Raw genomic sequence first — 17,330 nt, 5'->3', positions numbered from 1 at the left:
TTACAGCCGCGAAGCTCCAAAGGCTAGGTCCCGCGCGGCTTGGCCCTGGCGGTGGCGGCGGCGAGCAGCGGGTTTTCCGGCCAGACATGCTTGGGATAGCGGCCGCGCATGTCGGCGCGTACGTCGGCCCAGGAGCCGCGCCAGAAGCCGGGCAGGTCGCGCGTCGTCTGGATCGGCCGGTGCGCCGGCGACAGGAGTTCGAGCGTCAGCGGCACAGTGCCATTGGCGATGGCGGGATGCCGGTCGAGCCCGAACAGTTCCTGCACGCGAACCGCCAGCACCGGCCATTCGCTGTCATAGCGGATAGGCACATGGCTGCCGGACGGAGCGTCGAAATGGGTTGGCGCCAGCGTATCGATCCTGCGCTGCAGATCATGCGGCACGAGGCTGGCCAGTCCGGCCGAGACAACACCCGCATCGATGGCGGCAAACGATGCCGCGCCGGCGAGGTAAGGCAGCAGCCAGTCGTCGAGGCGCTCGACGAGGGCGTCATCCGCCATATCGGGCCATGGCGCGCCCAGGCCGCGATGCAGCCAGCCAAGCCGCTGGCGCAGCGTTTGCGCCTCCTTGCTCCAGGTCAGCAGCGACAGCCCGTGCTGGCGCACGGCATCGAGGACGGCGCGGTCGGCGTCGGCCCCCGTTGGCGGCGGCAGCATGCGCTCGGCGAGCGTGATGGCGCCAAGGCGCACGGTTTCACGCACACGCACGGCGCGCTTGTCCCGATCGAAGCTCGTTTCACGGCGCGCCTCGATCCTGTCCGCCAACGCGACACGGACATCGTCCTCGCCGATCGCCGCTGCCGCCGTGATGCGCGCATTCTGTGCCTTGCCCTGCAGGTCGGCGACGACCAGAAACGGCTCGCCCGCCAGCGGGTCGGCGGCGTCGAGCATGGCGCCGGAGCCGTTGGCCAGCACGAAACGGCCGCGCTCGCCGCGCGCCTTCGCCACCCGATCCGGCCAGGCGTGGACGAGCAGGGGACCGCCCGCCGCAGCTTCGCTGCCCTTCGCCCCGCCAGCCTGCCTTGCCAGCCTTTCGGCGAGTTGCTTGGCGGCGGCAGCGCGCGGAGATCTTTCCCCGCGAAAACGCATCAGCCGCCGCTCCAGATCGGCGCCGTCGCCACCGAGGCCGCGTTCGGTGAGGAGCACGGCGAACATTGCCGCCTCGAAGGCATGGCCGCTCCGGGATGCCTCGGCAACCATATGCGCCAACCGCACCGGCAGAGCGAGCTTGCGCATCGCTGCACCCGCCTCCGTCAGGCGCCCCGTGTGGTCGATGGCATCCAGCGCGCGCAGTAGCCCCCTTGCCTCATTGAGGGCCGGAACAGGCGGCGGATCGAGAAAAGCAAGCGCTGACGGATCGGCAACGCCGAAGGCAGCACAATCGAGCAGCAGTCCGGACAGATCGGCCTCAAGGATTTCCGGCGGCGTGAAAGCAGGAAGTGCAGCCGTTTGCTCGGCCCGCCACAGCCGGATGGCGACGCCTGGCTGCGTGCGCCCGGCACGGCCGGCGCGCTGGTCGGCGGAAGCCTTGCTGACACGCACGGTCTCCAGTCGGGTCAAGCCACTGGCCGGCTCATAGCGCGGCAGCCGCGACAGGCCGGAATCGATGACGACGCGCACGCCGTCGATGGTGATCGAGGTTTCGGCTATCGAGGTGGCCAGCACCACCTTGCGGCGGCCCGATGTTGCCGGCTTGATCGCCGCGTCCTGCGCCTTGCCGTCCAGCATGCCGTAGAGCGGGACGATGTCGGTATCGGTGCCGACCTTGCCGGCCAGCCGTTCGGCGGTGCGCTCGATCTCGCGCTGGCCGGGCAGGAAGGCAAGGACGCTGCCGCTCTCGTCGGCAAGAGCGGCGCGGATCGCCTTGGCCATCGCGTCCTCGATGGCGATGCCGGCCGGCCGTTCGTCATAACGGATATCGACGGGAAAGGCGCGACCCTCGCTTTCGACGACCGGCGCGCCCGACATGAGTTTGGCGACGCGCGCGCCGTCGAGCGTCGCCGACATCACAGCCAAGCGCAGATCCGGCCTGAGCGCCCCCTGCACGTCGAGCGCCAGAGCGAGACCGAAATCGCCGTCGAGCGAACGCTCGTGGAATTCGTCGAAAATGACAGCCGAAACACCGGGCAGTTCGGGATCGTCGAGGATCATGCGCGCCAGCACGCCTTCGGTGACGACCACGATCCTGGTCTTTGCCGAAATGCGGTTTTCCATGCGCATGGCGTAGCCGACGGTGGCGCCGGGTTCCTCACCAAGCAACTCAGCCATCCGGCGAGCGGCGGCGCGAGCGGCGAGGCGGCGCGGTTCAAGCAGGATGATCTTGCCGGCGCCGAGCCAAGGCGCGTCAAGCAGCGCCAGCGGCACCAGCGTGGTCTTGCCAGCGCCGGGCGGCGCCACCAGCACGGCGCTGTCGCCATCGCCAAGCGCTTCCCTCAGCGCCGGCAGCACGACGGACACAGGAAGCTCCGGCAGGGGTTTTGTGGTCATGGCGCCCGCATATCAGCGGTTACGGCCACGGCGCAACCAGAGTCGGTTCAAAGCCGGGTACGCGAAAACGGGTTCCAGCGCACGGTCCCCAGCCGCGCTTCCTCACGCACCATGGTCAACAGGCCGGCGCCGCCAACGACCGCCAGGCCAACCAGCGACAGCCCGTCCGGATATTCCTGGAAAAACAACGCGCCGAGGATCACCGCCCAGGCGATCTGCGAATAATGCGTCGGCGCGACCCGGTTGGCAGGCGCGTATTTCATGGCCAGCAGTTGAAGGAATTGTCCACCTGCTGTGAAGGCACCGGCCGCCGCCAACCACAGCAACTGCTTGCCGTCGGGAACGGTGAACGAGGTGGCGGCGGCACCGATGCCGTTGAACAGCAGGCCGTAGCCGACCAGCACGCCGAGCATGGTGGTGCGCTTTTCCTGCTGCGCCAGCGAGCGCATCAGGATGACGCTGGTGGCGGCGAGGAAGGCAACACCGAAGGCGGCAAGGTGGCCGAGATTGAGCTCGCGAAAGCCCGGCCGCACCACCAGCATGACACCGGCGAAACCGGCGACCACTGCCAGCCAGCGCCAGGGGCCGACCTTCTCCTTGAGGATCACCGTGGAGAGGATGGTGACGCAGAGCGGCGCCAGGAAGATCAACGCATAGGACTCGGCCAGCGGAATGGTGGTGAAGGCGTAGACACTGAGCACGCCGGAAGCGATGCCCGCCCAGGCACGCGCCTGCACCGCCCATGGCCTTCTGGTGCGCCAGAAATCGCGCCAGCGTTCGCCCGCGGGCCGCGTGAAGAACAGGAAGAAGCCCGCGAACAAGGTTATGAAAAAGCCGATCTCGAAGATCGTGAGCTGACCGCCCAGGCTTTTGACAACGGCATCGCTACCCGAATAGCTTGCGTAGGCGATCAGGGCGAGCAGGATTCCGTTCGTCACGTTGTTCCAATTCCGGGGAGAGAGTGGTTTGAAAATCCTGGCGCTCGGTGCGCATCCGGACGACATCGAGATCTTCATGTTCGGTACGATGGCCGCCTATGCCGCGCAAGGCGCAGAACTCACTTTTGCCATGGCCACGGATGGTGCTAGGGGCGGCACAAGTGATCCCGCTGTTCTCGCTCGTGTCCGTCGCGACGAAGCAACGGCCGCGGCCGCGCTGGTAGGCGCAGTGCCACGCTTCCTCGACTTCCCGGACGGCGAGCTGGTGGCCGATGCAGCGCTGATTGGAGCTCTGAAAGCACTGATCGGTCAAATCGGCCCGGATCTGGTGATCACGCACGCGCCCAACGATTATCATGCAGACCATCGCGCGCTGTCGGACGGCGTTCGTATCGCGGCGTCTTTCGCCGTCCCAGTGCTGCATGCCGACACGATGGGCGGCACCGGTTTTTCGCCGACGCACTATGTCGACATTTCCGCCCATGCCGACGTCAAGGCCGTGGCGATCCGCATGCATCAATCGCAGGATCCCGACCGCTTCGTCGACATTGCGCGGACACAGAACGCCTTTCGCGCCGGCCAGTGCAACGGCGCGCAAGGCTCATCGGCCGAAGCCTTCCGTTTTGAACCGTCGTTCCCGTTCGCCGATATCCGCGCGCTGCTGCCGCCGGCGCCGGCGATCCGCAAGGTGATGGTGAGCACCAGAAGGGTAGATTGAAAGCCGAGGTTGCCCCACGTCCCGGTCAGAATCGGCCTGAACAGCTTCGGTAAGCCAGCCAGCGACCCGCGCTTTTCCCAACGTTTTCAGACATCGCCATAAGCATGCTGCGGCGCAGCAACGAATTCGCTTGCCTTGTTTAGTAAAAATTGCATCACTAAACAAATTACTAAACATCTGCAGTGTAACCGCGCAGCCATGTTTGGGCCCCTGAGGAGAGGGGTTGAGGGCTTTTTGAAACCGTCATCCGGGCGCGTTTCGCAAATGGGAGGAAGTCATGAAATCGAGCTTGAAACTGGCGTTGGGACTGACCTCGGCAATCACAGCGTCGACAGCCGTCGCGAACGTCGCGCACGCTGAAGACCTGACCCTGTGCTGGGCCGCCTGGGACCCGGCCAACGCGCTTGTCGAACTGTCCAAGGATTTTACCAAGGAAACCGGTATCGGCATGAAATTCGAGTTCGTGCCGTGGACCAACTATGCCGACCGTTTCCTCAACGAGCTCAACTCGCACGGCAAATTGTGCGACCTGATCATCGGCGACAGCCAGTGGATCGGCGGCGCTGCCGAGAACGGCCATTACGTCAAGCTGAACGACTTCTTCGACAAGGAGAAGATCAGCATGGACGATTTCGTGCCGGCAACCGTCGTCGGCTATTCGGAATGGCCGAAGAACACGCCGAACTATTGGGCGCTGCCGGCCATGGGCGACGTCGTCGGCTGGACCTACCGCAAGGACTGGTTCTCCAAGCCGGAACTGCAGAAGGAATTCAAGGAGAAGTACGGTTGGGATCTCGGCCCGCCAACCACTTTCGACCAGTTGAAGCAGGTCGCCGAGTTCTTCCAGAAGCGCGAGATCGACGGCAAGACCGTCTATGGCGCCTCGATCTACACCGAGCGCGGCTCCGAAGGCATCACCATGGGCGCCATGGACGTGCTCTACAGCTATGGCTTCCAGTACGAAAACCCCAAGAAGCCCTATGAAATGGAAGGCTTCGTCAACTCCGACAAGTCGGTCAAGGGGCTGGAGTTCTACAAGGCGCTCTATGATTGCTGCACGCCGCCCGGTGCCTCGAACAGCTACATGGGCGAAGGCGTCGATGCCTTCAAATCCGGCCAGGTGGCGATGCACATGAACTTCGCCTTCACATGGCCGGGCCTGCAGAAAGACGAGAATGTCGGCGGCGACAAGATCGGTTACTTCGTCAACCCGAAGGGTCCGGACGGCGAGCAGTTCGCCCAGCTCGGCGGCCAGGGTATCTCCGTGGTGTCCTATTCCGACAAGCAGGAGGCGGCGCTGAAATACATCAAGTGGTTCGCCAACAAGGACGTGCAGGCCAAATGGTGGTCGCTCGGCGGCTATTCGTGCCTCAACGCGGTGGTCAAGGATCCGAAGTTCCCGGCCAGCCAGCCCTATGCGCAGACCTTCCTCGACTCGATGGCCATCGTGAAGGACTTCTGGGCCGAGCCGAGCTACGCCCCGCTGCTGCAGGCCTCGCAGAAGCGCTTCCACGACTATGTCGTCGCCGGCCAAGGTTCGGCCAAGGACGCGCTCGACGGCCTGGTCAAGGACTGGACCCAGGTCTTCCAGGACGATGGCAAGATGTAACCAGCTCCTCCCGAGCTAAGCCAAGCATCCCGTGCCGCCCCTTGGCACGGGATGCAGTTCAGATAAATTCCATGACAGAGACGACCAAGTGACCGAAGCAGGACTCACCATGCTCAATCGGACCGCGGAGAACGTTGCCCGGGCGACCCCGGAGCCGTTGGCCCGCAAGGTCCGGGGCATCAGCGACAAGGGCCTCGCCTGGCTGTTCATCTCGCCGACGATCCTGTTGCTGCTGGCCATCAACATCTTCCCGCTGTTCTGGGCGATCTATCTGTCGTTCACCAACTACCGGGCCAACCGCCCGAACGAGGTGGTGAAAAATCTCGGCCTTGCCAACTACCAGCGCATCCTCGGCGACAAGGATATCTGGATCGCCATGCAGACGACCGCGCATTTCGTGTTCTGGACGATCCTTTTGCAGACGCTGATCGGCTTCACGCTGGCCTGGCTGATCGACAGGAAGTTCCGCGGCCACGCTTTCTGGACGACGCTGATCCTGGTGCCGATGATGCTGTCGCCGGCGGTGGTCGGCAATTTCTGGCGCTTCCTCTACGAGCCGCAGATCGGCCTGTTCGCCTATGCGATCTCCTTTGTCACGAGGATCCCGCCGACCGATATCCAGATGCTCTCCAACGTGTCGCTGGCGCCCTGGTCGATCATCATCGTCGATACCTGGATGTGGACGCCCTACGTGATGCTTATCTGCCTCGCGGGCCTCCGCTCCATCCCCGAATACATCTACGAGGCGGCCGAGGTCGACCGCGCCTCGAACTGGCGGCAGTTCTGGTCGATCACGCTGCCGATGGCGCTGCCCTTCATCATGCTGGCTGTGCTGTTTCGCGGCATCGAGAACTTCAAGATGTTCGACATGGTCAATCTGTTGACCGGCGGCGGGCCGGGCTCGACGACCGAGGTCGCCTCGATAACGCTGAAGCGGCAGGCTTTCGAAAGCTGGCGCACCGGTTATTCCTCGGCCTTCGCCATCATCCTTTTCGTGGCGGTGTTCGGCCTGGCCAACATCTACGTCAAGGCGCTCAACAAGGTGAAGCAGAGATGAGCCTGACCACAGCCCATTCGGTCGTCGCACCGAGCAGCAACTCGAAACGGATCGCCGGCACGATCATCGTGCTTTACGCACTAATCTCGATCGTGCCGCTGCTGTGGATCTTCGCCACCAGCTTCAAGACGCCGCCGGATTCGATTGCCTATCCGCCCAAGATCCTGTTCCAGCCCAGTCTTGAGGGCTACTGCAATTTGTTCACGACGCGGACCCGGCAGACGCCGGAATACATCAACTCGCTGGGTCCGGCGACGGGCTTCTGCGACGAGACCACGCGCAAGCGCAACATGGTGATCGCCGGTCCGTCCAACTTCCTGCCGCGCTTCGTCAATTCGCTGATCATCGCCTTCGGTTCGACCTTCTGCGCCGTGTTCTTAGGCACGCTGTCGGCCTACGGCTTCTCACGCTTCAAGGTGCCGCTCGCCGACGACCTCCTGTTCTTCATCCTGTCGACGCGCTTCATGCCGCCGATCGCCGTCGCCATTCCGATCTATCTGATGTACCGCGAGCTTGGCCTGTCGGACACCGCGCTCGGCATGATCCTGCTCTACACGGCGGTCAATGTGTCGCTGGCTGTCTGGCTGCTGAAGGGCTTCATCGACGAGATCCCGCGCGAATATGAAGAAGCGGCAATGATCGACGGCTACACGCGGCTGCAGGCCTTCTGGCGCACCGTGCTGCCGCAGGCGACGACCGGCATAGCCGCGACCGCCATCTTCTGCCTGATCTTCGCCTGGAACGAGTATGCGTTCGCAGCTCTCCTGACCTCCGGCACGGCGCAGACCGCGCCGCCCTTCATCCCGACCATCATCGGCGAAGGCGGCCAGGACTGGCCGGCGGTCGCGGCCGGCACGACGATCTTCCTGGTGCCGATCCTGGTTTTCACCATCCTGCTTCGCAAGCAATTGCTGCGCGGCATCACCTTCGGCGCGGTGCGCAAATGAGCTTGACCAAGCCTGGGAACCGCAAATCGCGCTGGCCGGCCTGGGCACGGCGCGGGCTGATGGAAAACATCGCGACAGCGCTGATCGCCATCGGCTTCCTGATGCTGTTCCAGCCCTTCGCGCTGTCGCTCTACACCTACTCCTTCATCACCATGCTCGCTGGCACCGTGATGTTCATCATCGTCTCCAAGTTCCCGGAATAATCATGGCCGAAATCCGTGTCCAGCACCTGAGAAAGGCTTTCGGCGATTTCGTCGCCGTGCAGGATTCCAACTTCGTCGTCGAGGATGGCGAGTTCTTCGTCATGCTCGGCCCGTCCGGCTGCGGCAAGACGACGACCTTGCGCATGATCGCGGGGCTTGAGCTGCCGACCGGCGGCCAGATCCTGCTCGGCGGCGACGACGTTACCATGCTGCGGGCCCGCGAGCGCGACATCGCCTTCGTCTTCCAGCTGTTCGCGCTCTACCCGCACATGAATGTGCGCAAGAACATCGGCTTCCCGCTGCTGGCGCAAGGCATGCCTTCGGCCGAAATCCGCACGCGGGTCGAGGAAACGGCGAAGCTGCTGCGCATCGACCATCTGCTCAACAAATCCGTCTCCGGACTTGCCGGCGGCGACCGCCAGCGCGTCGCGCTCGGCCGCGCCATCGTGCGGCGGCCAAAATGCTTCCTGATGGATGAGCCGCTGGGAACCCTTGACACCGAATTCCGCGATTTGATGGTCCACGAGCTGCGCGAACTGCACAACCGCATCCATGCCACGACGGTCTATGTCACGCACGACCAGATGGAAGCGATGTCGATGGCCGACAAGATCGCGGTGATGAACCATGGCGTCATCGAGCAGTTCGGAAGCCCGCGCGAAATCTATGACCGCCCGGCGACCATGTTCGTCGCCGACTTCATCGGCTCGCCACCGATGAACTTTTTGGGATTTGGCGGCGGGCTCGCCAAGGGCGCCAGGGAGATCATCGTGCAAGGCGCGAAGGTCGCGGTGCCGGAGGTGCGCGAGGACATCGCACCTGGCGACATGGCGCTCGGCATCCGCCCTGAACACATCCGCTTCGACGACGCCTCAAAATTGCGCGGCGCCATCTACGGCACCGAATATCTCGGCACCACGCAGATCGTCGCGGTGGAGACGGCGGATGGCATCATCAAGGCACGCGTACCGGCCGAAATCAGGCTCGCCACCGGCGACCATGTCGGCCTGACGCTGAGCAGCGCGCGGCTGTCGCTGTTCGAGAAGGGATCGGGCCGCGCGGTGAGAACCGCGATCCACGATGTCGCCTCGGAACGGAGGCCCCAGCATGGCTGAGGTGCACATCAAGAACGTGACCAAGAGTTTCGGCGACCATGTCGCCGTCGACGGCCTCGACCTGCACATAGCAGATGGTGAATTCGTCGTGCTGCTCGGGCCAACCGGGGCCGGCAAGACGACGACGCTGCGGCTCATCGCCGGGTTGGAACGGCCGGACAGCGGCACGATCGAGATCGGCGGACACAATGCCACGACGCTGTCGCCGGCCGAGCGCGACACCGCCTTCGTCTTCCAGCAATATTCGCTCTATCCGCATCTGTCGGTGTTCGACAATCTCGCCTTTCCGCTGCGCTCGCCGGCGCGGAAAATGCCGGAAGACCAGATCCGCCGCCGGGTCGAGGAGGTGGCGAAGATGGTGCGCATCCATCACAAGCTCGCCAACCGCTCGACCAAGCTTTCGGGCGGCGAAATGCAGCGCGTCGCCATCGGCCGCGCGCTGGTGCGCAAACCGTCCATCTATCTGATGGACGAGCCGCTGTCATCGCTCGACGCCAAGCTGCGGGCGGATCTGCGGCTCGAGCTGAAGCGCATCCAGACCGAGCTCGGCGCCACCATGCTCTACGTCACCCACGACCAGATCGAGGCGATGACGATGGCAGACCGCATCGGCATCCTCACCGAGGGCGTGCTGGTGCAGATCGGCTCGCCGCGCACCATCTATTCAGAGCCGGCAAACCTGCATGTCGCGGCGAGGCTCGGCCAGCCGGCGATCAATCTTCTGCCGACCGGGCTGCTGCCTGACGGCGGCGCACCGGCCGGCACCAAGACGATCGGCGCGCGCACCGAGCATCTGACGATCGCGAAGGCCGCGAATGGCCATGCTGACGGCGTTGTCGACTGGGTCGAGCATCTCGGTGACCAGAACCATTTGCATGTGACGGTAGGCACCAAGAAACTGGTGACGCTGACCGATCCCGACACGGATCTGGCGCAGGGCGACAAAGTGGTGATCCGCTACCGGGCGCCGCTGTATTTCGGCGCCGATGGACAGCGATTGATGTGAGCGGTTTTCGGTGATTCAGCACCGGTTTTGATTTTTCGAGTACGGGACGAATTCGATGAAGCACTTTTTCAACCACAGGGAAACGATCGTCACCGAGGCGCTCGACGGCCTGTTAAGGACCACCGGATCAATCGATCTCGCGCGCCTCGACGGCTATCCCGAGATCAAGGTCGTCCTGCGCGCCGACTGGCACAAGACGAAAGTCAGTATCGTCTCCGGCGGCGGGGCCGGGCACGAGCCTTCACATGCCGGCTTCGTCGGCAGGGGCATGCTGACGGCGGCGGTTTCGGGCGAGATCTTTGCCTCGCCAAGCGTCGAAGCGGTGCTGGCGGCCATTCGCGCGGTCACCGGCCCGGCCGGCTGCCTGCTGATCGTCAAGAACTACACCGGCGACCGTCTCAATTTCGGCCTGGCGGCAGAGAAGGCGCGCGCCGAAGGGTTTCGTGTCGAGATGGTCATTGTCGCCGACGATATCGCTTTGCCTGACATCACCCAGCCGCGCGGCGTTGCTGGCACCTTGTTCGTGCACAAGATATCAGGCCACCTGTCGGAAGCCGGCCACGATCTGGCTGAAATCGCGGCAGCGGCACGGGCGGCGGCCAAGGACATCGTTTCGCTCGGCATGTCGCTGTCGTCCTGCTCGATCCCGGGCCAGCCGCACGAAGACAGATTTGGCGAGAATGATGGCGAACTCGGCCTTGGCATTCACGGCGAGCCGGGCGTCGAGCGGATTGCGGTGCAGAGCGCCGACAGGCTGGTGGCGATCATGGCGGAGCGCCTTGCGAAGCGGCTTGATCCCAAGGCCACCTACGCCTTGCTGATCAACAATCTCGGCTCCGTGCCGCCGCTCGAAATGTCCGTTATCGCCAATGCGGTGCTTGCCTCGCCGTTGGCTAAAACCATCAAACTGACGATCGGCCCGGGCCCGCTGATGACGGCGCTCAACATGAACGGCTTCTCGCTGTCGCTGATCCGGCTGGATGCGGCGCGCGAAACCGCCTTGCAGGCGCCGGTCGGCCCGCATGCCTGGATACCGGCAAAGCCGGTTGTTTCACCTGCCGTCGTGCCGATGGCGAAAGCGGCCGGACAAAGCGTGGCACGCAAGCCCAGCCAGGATGCGCGGACCCGGCCTCTTCTCGTTACCATCTGCGAAAGGCTGATCGCGCTCGAAGCGACTTTGAACGGACTGGACACCAAAACAGGCGACGGCGACACCGGTTCGACGGTGGCGACCGGCGCGCGCAGTGTTCTCGAGCGGCTTGATATGCTGCCGCTTGCCGAGCCTGCAGCCACCCTTGGCGCGATAGGCGACATTCTGAGCGCGTCGATGGGCGGCTCCAGCGGCGTGCTGCTGTCGATCTTCTTCACGGCGGCGGCGCAGGCTCTGGGCGGCGGCGCGAGCCTGCCCAGAGCGCTGCTTGCCGGCCTTGAACGGATGACCTTTTACGGCGGCGCCAGAATTGGCGATAGAACCATGGTCGATGCGCTTGAGCCGGCGCTCAAAGCGCTCGACGCGAACGGCCTTGAGGAGGCGGCAACAGCAGCCCGCCATGGTGCCGAGGCCACGGCCGCCATGGACAAGGCAAAAGCCGGGCGGTCGGCCTATATCGGCAGCAAGCTGCAAGGTGTGGTCGACCCCGGCGCTCACGCGGTGGCCGAAGTCTTCGCGGCGGCCGCGGCATTGCATGAAGCGGCCTGACGTATGCTCCAGTTGTCGAATGACCGTTCTTTCGATACTGCCGGCAAGATGGAAACCGGGAATGCGGGTGACATGGCGGCGTTGAACCTTGCCCGGCTGATCGCGGCCGCCGCGGATACGATCGCCGCGAACGCCGAGGAATTGACGGCGCTCGACCAGGCGATCGGCGACGGCGACCACGGGCTGAACATGAAGCGCGGCTTCGAGGCCGTGCGCGCCGAAGCCGAAGCATTTTCGGCCAAACCGCTGCCCGATGCCCTGAAGGCGATCGGCACCAAGCTGGTGATGACGGTCGGCGGCGCCTCCGGCCCGCTGTTCGGCACCCTGTTCCTGGCATTCGGCAAGGAGATTTCGGCGAAACCCGATCGCGCCAATCTGACGGCGGCGTTCGGCAAGGCGATCGAAGCTGTGGCAGCACGCGGCAAATCGCAGATCGGACAAAAAACCATGCTCGACGTGCTGCAGCCGGTGCATGACGCGCTGCTGCAGGGAAAGACAGCTCTTGAAATCGCCGATATCGCCGACGCCGCGGCCGACGCGACCCTGCCTATGAAAGCCTTGCGTGGCCGCGCCTCGTTCCTGGGCGACCGATCGATCGGTCATATGGACGCCGGCGCGCGCTCAACCGCGCTGCTGGTGCGCACAGTGGCGCACAGCCTCGGGGAAAGCGCATGAGCAATGTCGGCATCGTCATCGTCTCGCATTCGCCGCTGGTTGCCGAGGGCACGGCCGACATGGTGCGGCAGATGGTGGGCGACGAAGTGCCGCTTGCATGGTGCGGCGGAAACGGCCATGGCGGGCTCGGCACCAATGTCGAGGCGATCATGGGTGCCATCGACAAGGCCTGGTCGGAAGCCGGTGTCGCCATTCTGGTCGATCTCGGCGGCGCCGAGACCAACTCGGAAATGGCGGTGGAGATGATCGGCGAGCCACGGTCGCACAAGATCATAGTCTGCAACGCGCCGATCGTCGAAGGCGCGGTGATGGCAGCGACCGAGGCCTCCGGCGGCGCCTCGCTGCGGGAAGTGGTGGCGACGGCACATGAATTGTCGCCGTCGTGAACGAACGGGAACTTTGAAAGACATGTCCGCATCCGCCGAAGCGACTGTTGTGATCACCCACGAGGTGGGTCTGCACGCGCGTCCTTCGGTGAAGTTCACCAAGCTGGCCAAGAGTTTTGCCGCCGAGGTGGAGATCGCGCTCGCCGCCAACGGGCCATGGTTCGACGCCAAGAGCATCGTCAAGGTGATGGCGGCCAAGGCGCCGAAGGGCACCGTGCTGCACATCAGGGCCAGCGGTGACGGCGCCAATGATGCCGTCGACGCGTTGGTCGAACTGGTGCGGCGCGATTTCGACGAAGGCGCGGACCATGTCCGAACCGCTTAGACTGCAAGGCATTTCGGCCTCGGCCGGCTATGCCGAGGGGCCACTGTTCGACCTCGACCAGACTGTCGTATCCTATGTCGGCAAAGAAACAGCCGACGACGAGAAGGCCGCGCTCGAAGCCGCAATCGCCGTCGCGACAAGCCGTCTCACCGCATTGAGCGAGATGGCCGAGGGCGATGCCGCCGACATTCTCGAGTTTCAGATCGCCATGCTGCAAGACGATGCGCTGAGCAGCCCGGCCTTTGCCGCGATCCGCACCGGCCTGCCAGCCGACAAAGCCTGGCGGCAAGCGCTTGATACCGAGATTGCCGGCTACGACGCTTCAGACCAGGATTATTTCCGCGCACGGGCCGCCGACATACGCGATATCAGGGACCAGGTGCTGCGGGCGCTGTCCGAGGATGGCGACGTCCAGGCGCCAACCGGCGCCATCCTCTACGGCTGGGATATCGCGCCGACGCGTTTTCTCGAAACCGACTGGAGCAGCGGCGGCGGCATCGCACTGAAGGCGGGCAGCACCGCCAGCCACGTCGCCATGCTGGCGCGTTCGCGCGGCGTGCCGATGGTTGTCGGGTTGGGCACTTCGCTGGCTCGTCTAACCGGCACAGCGCTGCTCGACGCCGAACATGGCGGCATTGTGCTGTCACCCTCCAAGACTGAAATCGCTGCTTTTCGCCAATCGTCCTCATCATTCCGGGCGCGCAGCGACCGGGCCGGGACGTTCCTGGCGCGACCGGCGGTGACCAAGGCCGGCACGGCGGTGCGCGTGCAGGTCAACATCGCCGACCCGTCCGATGTCGACCTCATCGACATTACGACCTGCGACGGAGTCGGGTTGATGCGCACCGAATTCCTGTTCGGCAAGACGCTGCCGGATGAGGAGACGCAGTATCGCGCCTATCGCAAGGTGCTGGAGTGGGCCGGTGAAAAACCGGTGACGATCCGCACCGTTGACGCCGGCGGCGACAAGCCGGTGCCCGGCTTTACGGTCGAGGAGAGCAATCCGTTTCTCGGCCTGCGCGGGATCAGGCTGTCGCTGGCAAGACCCGAGGTGTTTCGTGTACAGATCCGGGCGCTGCTGCGCGCCGCTGTCCATGGCAGCCTGAAAGTGATGTTCCCTATGATCGCCATTGTGGAGGAATACCGACAGGCAGCGGCGATGTTCGCCGAAGAGCAGACTGCACTTGCCGCACGCGGCGTCGCACACAACATGCCGCCGCTCGGCATCATGGTCGAAGTGCCTTCGGTGGCGATCGTACCGGAAGCCTTTACCGATGCCGCCTTCTTCTCGATCGGCTCCAATGATCTCACCCAGTATGTCATGGCGGCCGCCCGCGACAACGCTGCCGTGGCGCATCTCAATTCGGTCCGTCATCCGGCCGTGCTGCGGCTGATCGCTGCCGTGACGGCGTTTGGCCAGCGGGAAGAGATCCCGGTCAGCCTGTGCGGCGATGCAGCCGGCGATCCAGCCTCGATCCCGTCACTGATCGAGGCCGGCCTGCGCGATCTTTCCGTCGCGCCGGCGCAACTCGCCATGGCCAAGGCGGCCGTCGCGGACGTTTCTGTCTAGGCGCGGCCGGCATGGTCGACAGGACACCCGAACCCGGTTCCGAAGAGGCGATCCGCGCCTACAAGACGATCCTGTCGCAGGTTATCGACCAGCGCCCGTCCGGTATGCGCCAGCGCCTGGCCGATGCGCTCGGCAAGCACCGCAGCTTCGTCACGCAGATTTCCAGTCCTGCCTATTCGATCCCGATTCCGTCAAAACATTTGCCGGCTATATTTTCCGTCTGCCATTTCAGCCCGGCCGAGCGCGACCAGTTTCTCGCCGCCTATCACCAGGCGCATCCAGGCAAGATGTCGATCGCATCAGGCATGCGCAAGACGCGGCATGTCTCGCTGATCGTGCCGGATTTCGGCGACGACAAGCAGAACGCCGCGCTCGATAAGGCGGTGAACGATTTTATCCAAAAGATCACCAGCATCACCGGCAAGAGTGGCTGATCGAACTCTTGTTTTACGCAATTCCGGACGGAAAACCGCGATACACTTTTCCTGGAATTGCTTTGGAAGGCCTATTTCGGGAGGAGACGGCCGTGAAGAAGTTTATCAATTCGGTGGACACGGTGCTGACCGAAAGCCTCGACGGCTTCGTCGCCGCCCATGCCGACATCCTCGTGCTCGGCGACGCGCACAAATTCATCCGCCGAAAGACCTTGCGGCCGGGCAAGGTGGCGCTGATCTCCGGCGGCGGTTCCGGTCACGAGCCGCTGCATGGCGGCTTTGTCGGTCACGGCATGCTGGACGCCGCCTGCCCCGGCCAGGTGTTCACCTCGCCGACACCGGACCAGATGCTGGCGGCGGCAGAGGCCGTCGACACCGGCGCCGGCTGCCTGTTCATCGTCAAGAACTATGAGGGCGACGTCATGAATTTCGAGATGGCGGCCGAAATGTCGGAAGGCGTCCAGCAGATCGTGACCAATGACGATGTCGCGGTCGAGAATTCTTCCTATACGACGGGCCGGCGTGGCGTCGCCGGCACGCTGGTGGTGGAAAAGATCGTCGGCGCGGCGGCCGAACATGGCCTGGCTCTGGCGTCGCTGAAGGCGCTTGGCGACCGCGTCAACGCTGCTACCCGCTCGATGGGCGTGGCGCTGACCAGTTGCACCGTGCCGGCGGCGGGCAAGCCGACTTTCGATATCGGCGACGGCGAGATGGAGTTCGGCGTCGGCATCCATGGCGAGCCCGGCCGCCGGCGCGATGCGCTGAAAAGCGCCGATGCGATCGCGCAGGAGATTTGCGCCGCGATCCTCGGCGATCTCGGCGACAAAGCGAAAGGCCCGGCGCTGCTGTTCGTCAACGGCTTCGGCGGCACGCCGCTGATGGAACTCTATCTGATGTACAACAGCGCACGGCTAATCTTCGAGAAGCATGGCGTGACGGTGACCCGTTCGCTGGTCGGCTCCTACGTCACCTCGCTCGATATGGCCGGCTGCTCGATCACGCTGACCATGCTCGACGACGAGACGACCGCATTCTGGGACGCGCCGGTACACACTGCGGCGCTGCGCTGGGGCATGTAAAAGCTGGCTTACATTAGGCTTTTCTGCAACCATTCCTGACTTGCTCGCAATGCTAGCTGGGTTGATGCTGCCACCGCTTACTTCCGCCGAAGAAAGACTCTTGCTGCGCTTCGCTGACCCCGAGGCGGCGGCAGGCGGCGAAGATTTGTCGGCAAAGACGCTGACGGCGCTGCTCGACAATGCCGAGTTTCACGGCGTGCTGCCGATCATGTTGCGCAAGCTCAGCGGGGACGCGCGGCTGCCAGCGGATGCCGACCTGCACGGCAAGCTGGAGGATCTGCGCCAGAAGGCAACGATCGCCACCGGCCAGTCGATGCTGTTGAAGTATCATGGGGACCGCATCATGAAGGGACTGGCGGCGGACAATATTCCGGCGCGGATCGTCAAGGGACCCGTCTTCGCGCGAAAGCTCTACCGCAACGTCACCGACAGGCCCTTCACCGACATCGACATCCTGGTCGAACCCGCCAATCTGGCCAGGGCAAACCAGGTGATCGCGGCATGCGGCTTCGAGCTTGGCAGCAACGAGGCCGAATCCTACGAATTGCAGGAATTCAAATGGCTGGAAAAAGAGAATTCCAGCCTGCTGGTCGAACTGCATGGCGACCTCGTGCATGACACCGGCATGCGGCGGCGCCTGTCGCTGGGTTTCCCTGAATTGCGCGCCATCGACGGCGAAGCCACGGACACGCCGGCGGCTCTTCTAACGATCGCCATCGTGCACGCCGCGGGCGGCCACAAATTCCACCGATTGCAGCTTTGCGTGGACGTGCTGCAAGGGGTGCGGGCGCTGCAATCACCCGAAGCGGAAGCACGCCTGTTCGACGCTGCCCGTATGACCGGCATCGAACTGGAGTTGGCAATCGTGCTCAATGTGACCGGCCAGCTGTTCGACGAGAGCCGCGCGCTCGAACTCGCCGGCCGCATCAAGCCCGATCTCTCCATACGGCTGGCCAGGCGGCTGATCACAACTAATACGCTGCTTGGCGTCAATTCCAGGGACAGACTGGGCTCGCGCCTGCGCCGCGACGCCTTCCGGTGGATTCAGAGATTGGCCAAGGCCAGGCCGCAAGTAGCCTGACT

At 64.1% G+C, this 17,330-nt stretch carries 17 protein-coding genes; 15 read left to right on the top strand and 2 right to left on the bottom strand.

Features of this window, described 5'->3' with window-relative positions; translation table 11 throughout:
- Positions 1 to 23: 23 nt before the first annotated feature.
- Both hrpB and A4R29_RS02480 read right to left on the bottom strand, forming a co-directional pair.
- Positions 24 to 2,486: an ATP-dependent helicase HrpB gene (gene hrpB, locus A4R29_RS02485; RefSeq protein WP_063171101.1), complete on the bottom strand. Its 2,463-nt coding sequence runs from the start codon at positions 2,484 to 2,486 to the stop codon at positions 24 to 26.
- A gap of 47 nt (positions 2,487 to 2,533) precedes the next feature.
- Positions 2,534 to 3,424 (bottom strand): DMT family transporter, encoded by an 891-nt coding sequence (locus A4R29_RS02480; RefSeq protein WP_063169899.1) that lies wholly within the window; start codon positions 3,422 to 3,424, stop codon positions 2,534 to 2,536.
- Positions 3,425 to 3,452: 28 nt separating this feature from the next.
- Here A4R29_RS02480 and A4R29_RS02475 point away from each other — a divergent pair, with 28 nt between their 5' ends.
- The 15 genes from A4R29_RS02475 to A4R29_RS02405 all read left to right on the top strand — a co-directional run bounded on the left by A4R29_RS02475 (position 3,453) and on the right by A4R29_RS02405 (position 17,328).
- The gene (locus A4R29_RS02475; RefSeq protein ID WP_063171100.1) at positions 3,453 to 4,142 is read left to right on the top strand and encodes a PIG-L deacetylase family protein; all 690 of its coding nucleotides are present in this window, start codon (positions 3,453 to 3,455) and stop codon (positions 4,140 to 4,142) included.
- Positions 4,143 to 4,419: 277 nt separating this feature from the next.
- Complete coding sequence (locus A4R29_RS02470) at positions 4,420 to 5,751, top strand: ABC transporter substrate-binding protein (protein WP_027164284.1); 1,332 nt, start codon at positions 4,420 to 4,422, stop codon at positions 5,749 to 5,751.
- Between the two features lie 109 nt (positions 5,752 to 5,860).
- Positions 5,861 to 6,808: a carbohydrate ABC transporter permease gene (locus tag A4R29_RS02465; protein WP_013528078.1), complete on the top strand. Its 948-nt coding sequence runs from the start codon at positions 5,861 to 5,863 to the stop codon at positions 6,806 to 6,808.
- On the top strand, positions 6,805 to 7,755 hold the full coding sequence (locus A4R29_RS02460; protein ID WP_013528079.1) for a carbohydrate ABC transporter permease: 951 nt from the start codon (positions 6,805 to 6,807) through the stop codon (positions 7,753 to 7,755). Before A4R29_RS02465 ends, A4R29_RS02460 begins: the two co-directional genes overlap by 4 nt.
- Positions 7,752 to 7,958, top strand: coding sequence for a hypothetical protein (locus A4R29_RS02455; RefSeq protein ID WP_013528080.1), 207 nt, complete (start codon positions 7,752 to 7,754; stop codon positions 7,956 to 7,958). Before A4R29_RS02460 ends, A4R29_RS02455 begins: the two co-directional genes overlap by 4 nt.
- 2 nt (positions 7,959 to 7,960) lie before the next feature.
- On the top strand, positions 7,961 to 9,073 hold the full coding sequence (locus A4R29_RS02450) for an ABC transporter ATP-binding protein (RefSeq protein WP_063171099.1): 1,113 nt from the start codon (positions 7,961 to 7,963) through the stop codon (positions 9,071 to 9,073).
- Complete coding sequence (locus A4R29_RS02445; protein WP_013528082.1) at positions 9,066 to 10,079, top strand: ABC transporter ATP-binding protein; 1,014 nt, start codon at positions 9,066 to 9,068, stop codon at positions 10,077 to 10,079. The genes A4R29_RS02450 and A4R29_RS02445 overlap by 8 nt, the downstream gene beginning before the upstream one ends.
- 55 nt (positions 10,080 to 10,134) lie before the next feature.
- Positions 10,135 to 11,778 carry a dihydroxyacetone kinase subunit DhaK gene (locus A4R29_RS02440; protein ID WP_063171098.1) on the top strand — a complete coding sequence of 548 codons (1,644 nt, stop codon included), beginning with the start codon at positions 10,135 to 10,137 and terminating at the stop codon, positions 11,776 to 11,778.
- Between the two features lie 72 nt (positions 11,779 to 11,850).
- Positions 11,851 to 12,453, top strand: coding sequence for a dihydroxyacetone kinase subunit DhaL (gene dhaL, locus A4R29_RS02435; protein WP_063173533.1), 603 nt, complete (start codon positions 11,851 to 11,853; stop codon positions 12,451 to 12,453).
- Positions 12,450 to 12,839 carry a dihydroxyacetone kinase phosphoryl donor subunit DhaM gene (gene dhaM, locus A4R29_RS02430; protein WP_013528085.1) on the top strand — a complete coding sequence of 130 codons (390 nt, stop codon included), beginning with the start codon at positions 12,450 to 12,452 and terminating at the stop codon, positions 12,837 to 12,839. The genes dhaL and dhaM overlap by 4 nt, the downstream gene beginning before the upstream one ends.
- Before the next feature lie 22 nt (positions 12,840 to 12,861).
- The gene (locus tag A4R29_RS02425) at positions 12,862 to 13,164 is read left to right on the top strand and encodes an HPr family phosphocarrier protein (RefSeq protein WP_013528086.1); all 303 of its coding nucleotides are present in this window, start codon (positions 12,862 to 12,864) and stop codon (positions 13,162 to 13,164) included.
- The gene (ptsP, locus tag A4R29_RS02420) at positions 13,148 to 14,734 is read left to right on the top strand and encodes a phosphoenolpyruvate--protein phosphotransferase (RefSeq protein ID WP_063171097.1); all 1,587 of its coding nucleotides are present in this window, start codon (positions 13,148 to 13,150) and stop codon (positions 14,732 to 14,734) included. The genes A4R29_RS02425 and ptsP overlap by 17 nt, the downstream gene beginning before the upstream one ends.
- 11 nt (positions 14,735 to 14,745) lie before the next feature.
- Positions 14,746 to 15,168 carry a hypothetical protein gene (locus tag A4R29_RS02415; RefSeq protein ID WP_013528088.1) on the top strand — a complete coding sequence of 141 codons (423 nt, stop codon included), beginning with the start codon at positions 14,746 to 14,748 and terminating at the stop codon, positions 15,166 to 15,168.
- A 92-nt stretch (positions 15,169 to 15,260) separates the two neighbouring features.
- On the top strand, positions 15,261 to 16,247 hold the full coding sequence (gene dhaK, locus A4R29_RS02410) for a dihydroxyacetone kinase subunit DhaK (RefSeq protein ID WP_063173532.1): 987 nt from the start codon (positions 15,261 to 15,263) through the stop codon (positions 16,245 to 16,247).
- Between the two features lie 64 nt (positions 16,248 to 16,311).
- Positions 16,312 to 17,328: a nucleotidyltransferase family protein gene (locus A4R29_RS02405; protein ID WP_063171096.1), complete on the top strand. Its 1,017-nt coding sequence runs from the start codon at positions 16,312 to 16,314 to the stop codon at positions 17,326 to 17,328.
- Positions 17,329 to 17,330: the final 2 nt, after the last annotated feature.

The organism is Mesorhizobium ciceri biovar biserrulae (assembly GCF_001618845.1).
Taxonomy (GTDB): domain Bacteria; phylum Pseudomonadota; class Alphaproteobacteria; order Rhizobiales; family Rhizobiaceae; genus Mesorhizobium; species Mesorhizobium ciceri.
Note: the sequence above shows the minus strand (reverse complement) of the source record. Positions and strands in the feature narration are given on the sequence as shown.

Excerpts from the sequence above, each read along its gene's own strand:
- A4R29_RS02470 (WP_027164284.1), top strand. The coding sequence starts at position 4,420 with ATGAAATCGAGCTTGAAACTGGCGTTGGGACTGACCTCGGCAATCACA.
- A4R29_RS02450 (WP_063171099.1), top strand. The coding sequence starts at position 7,961 with ATGGCCGAAATCCGTGTCCAGCACCTGAGAAAGGCTTTCGGCGATTTC.
- A4R29_RS02465 (WP_013528078.1), top strand. The coding sequence starts at position 5,861 with ATGCTCAATCGGACCGCGGAGAACGTTGCCCGGGCGACCCCGGAGCCG.
- A4R29_RS02405 (WP_063171096.1), top strand. The coding sequence starts at position 16,312 with ATGCTGCCACCGCTTACTTCCGCCGAAGAAAGACTCTTGCTGCGCTTC.
- A4R29_RS02445 (WP_013528082.1), top strand. The coding sequence starts at position 9,066 with ATGGCTGAGGTGCACATCAAGAACGTGACCAAGAGTTTCGGCGACCAT.
- A4R29_RS02460 (WP_013528079.1), top strand. The coding sequence starts at position 6,805 with ATGAGCCTGACCACAGCCCATTCGGTCGTCGCACCGAGCAGCAACTCG.
- dhaL (WP_063173533.1), top strand. The coding sequence starts at position 11,851 with ATGGCGGCGTTGAACCTTGCCCGGCTGATCGCGGCCGCCGCGGATACG.
- ptsP (WP_063171097.1), top strand. The coding sequence starts at position 13,148 with ATGTCCGAACCGCTTAGACTGCAAGGCATTTCGGCCTCGGCCGGCTAT.
- dhaM (WP_013528085.1), top strand. The coding sequence starts at position 12,450 with ATGAGCAATGTCGGCATCGTCATCGTCTCGCATTCGCCGCTGGTTGCC.
- hrpB (WP_063171101.1), bottom strand. The coding sequence starts at position 2,486 with ATGACCACAAAACCCCTGCCGGAGCTTCCTGTGTCCGTCGTGCTGCCG.
- A4R29_RS02440 (WP_063171098.1), top strand. The coding sequence starts at position 10,135 with ATGAAGCACTTTTTCAACCACAGGGAAACGATCGTCACCGAGGCGCTC.
- A4R29_RS02425 (WP_013528086.1), top strand. The coding sequence starts at position 12,862 with ATGTCCGCATCCGCCGAAGCGACTGTTGTGATCACCCACGAGGTGGGT.
- A4R29_RS02415 (WP_013528088.1), top strand. The coding sequence starts at position 14,746 with ATGGTCGACAGGACACCCGAACCCGGTTCCGAAGAGGCGATCCGCGCC.
- A4R29_RS02455 (WP_013528080.1), top strand. The coding sequence starts at position 7,752 with ATGAGCTTGACCAAGCCTGGGAACCGCAAATCGCGCTGGCCGGCCTGG.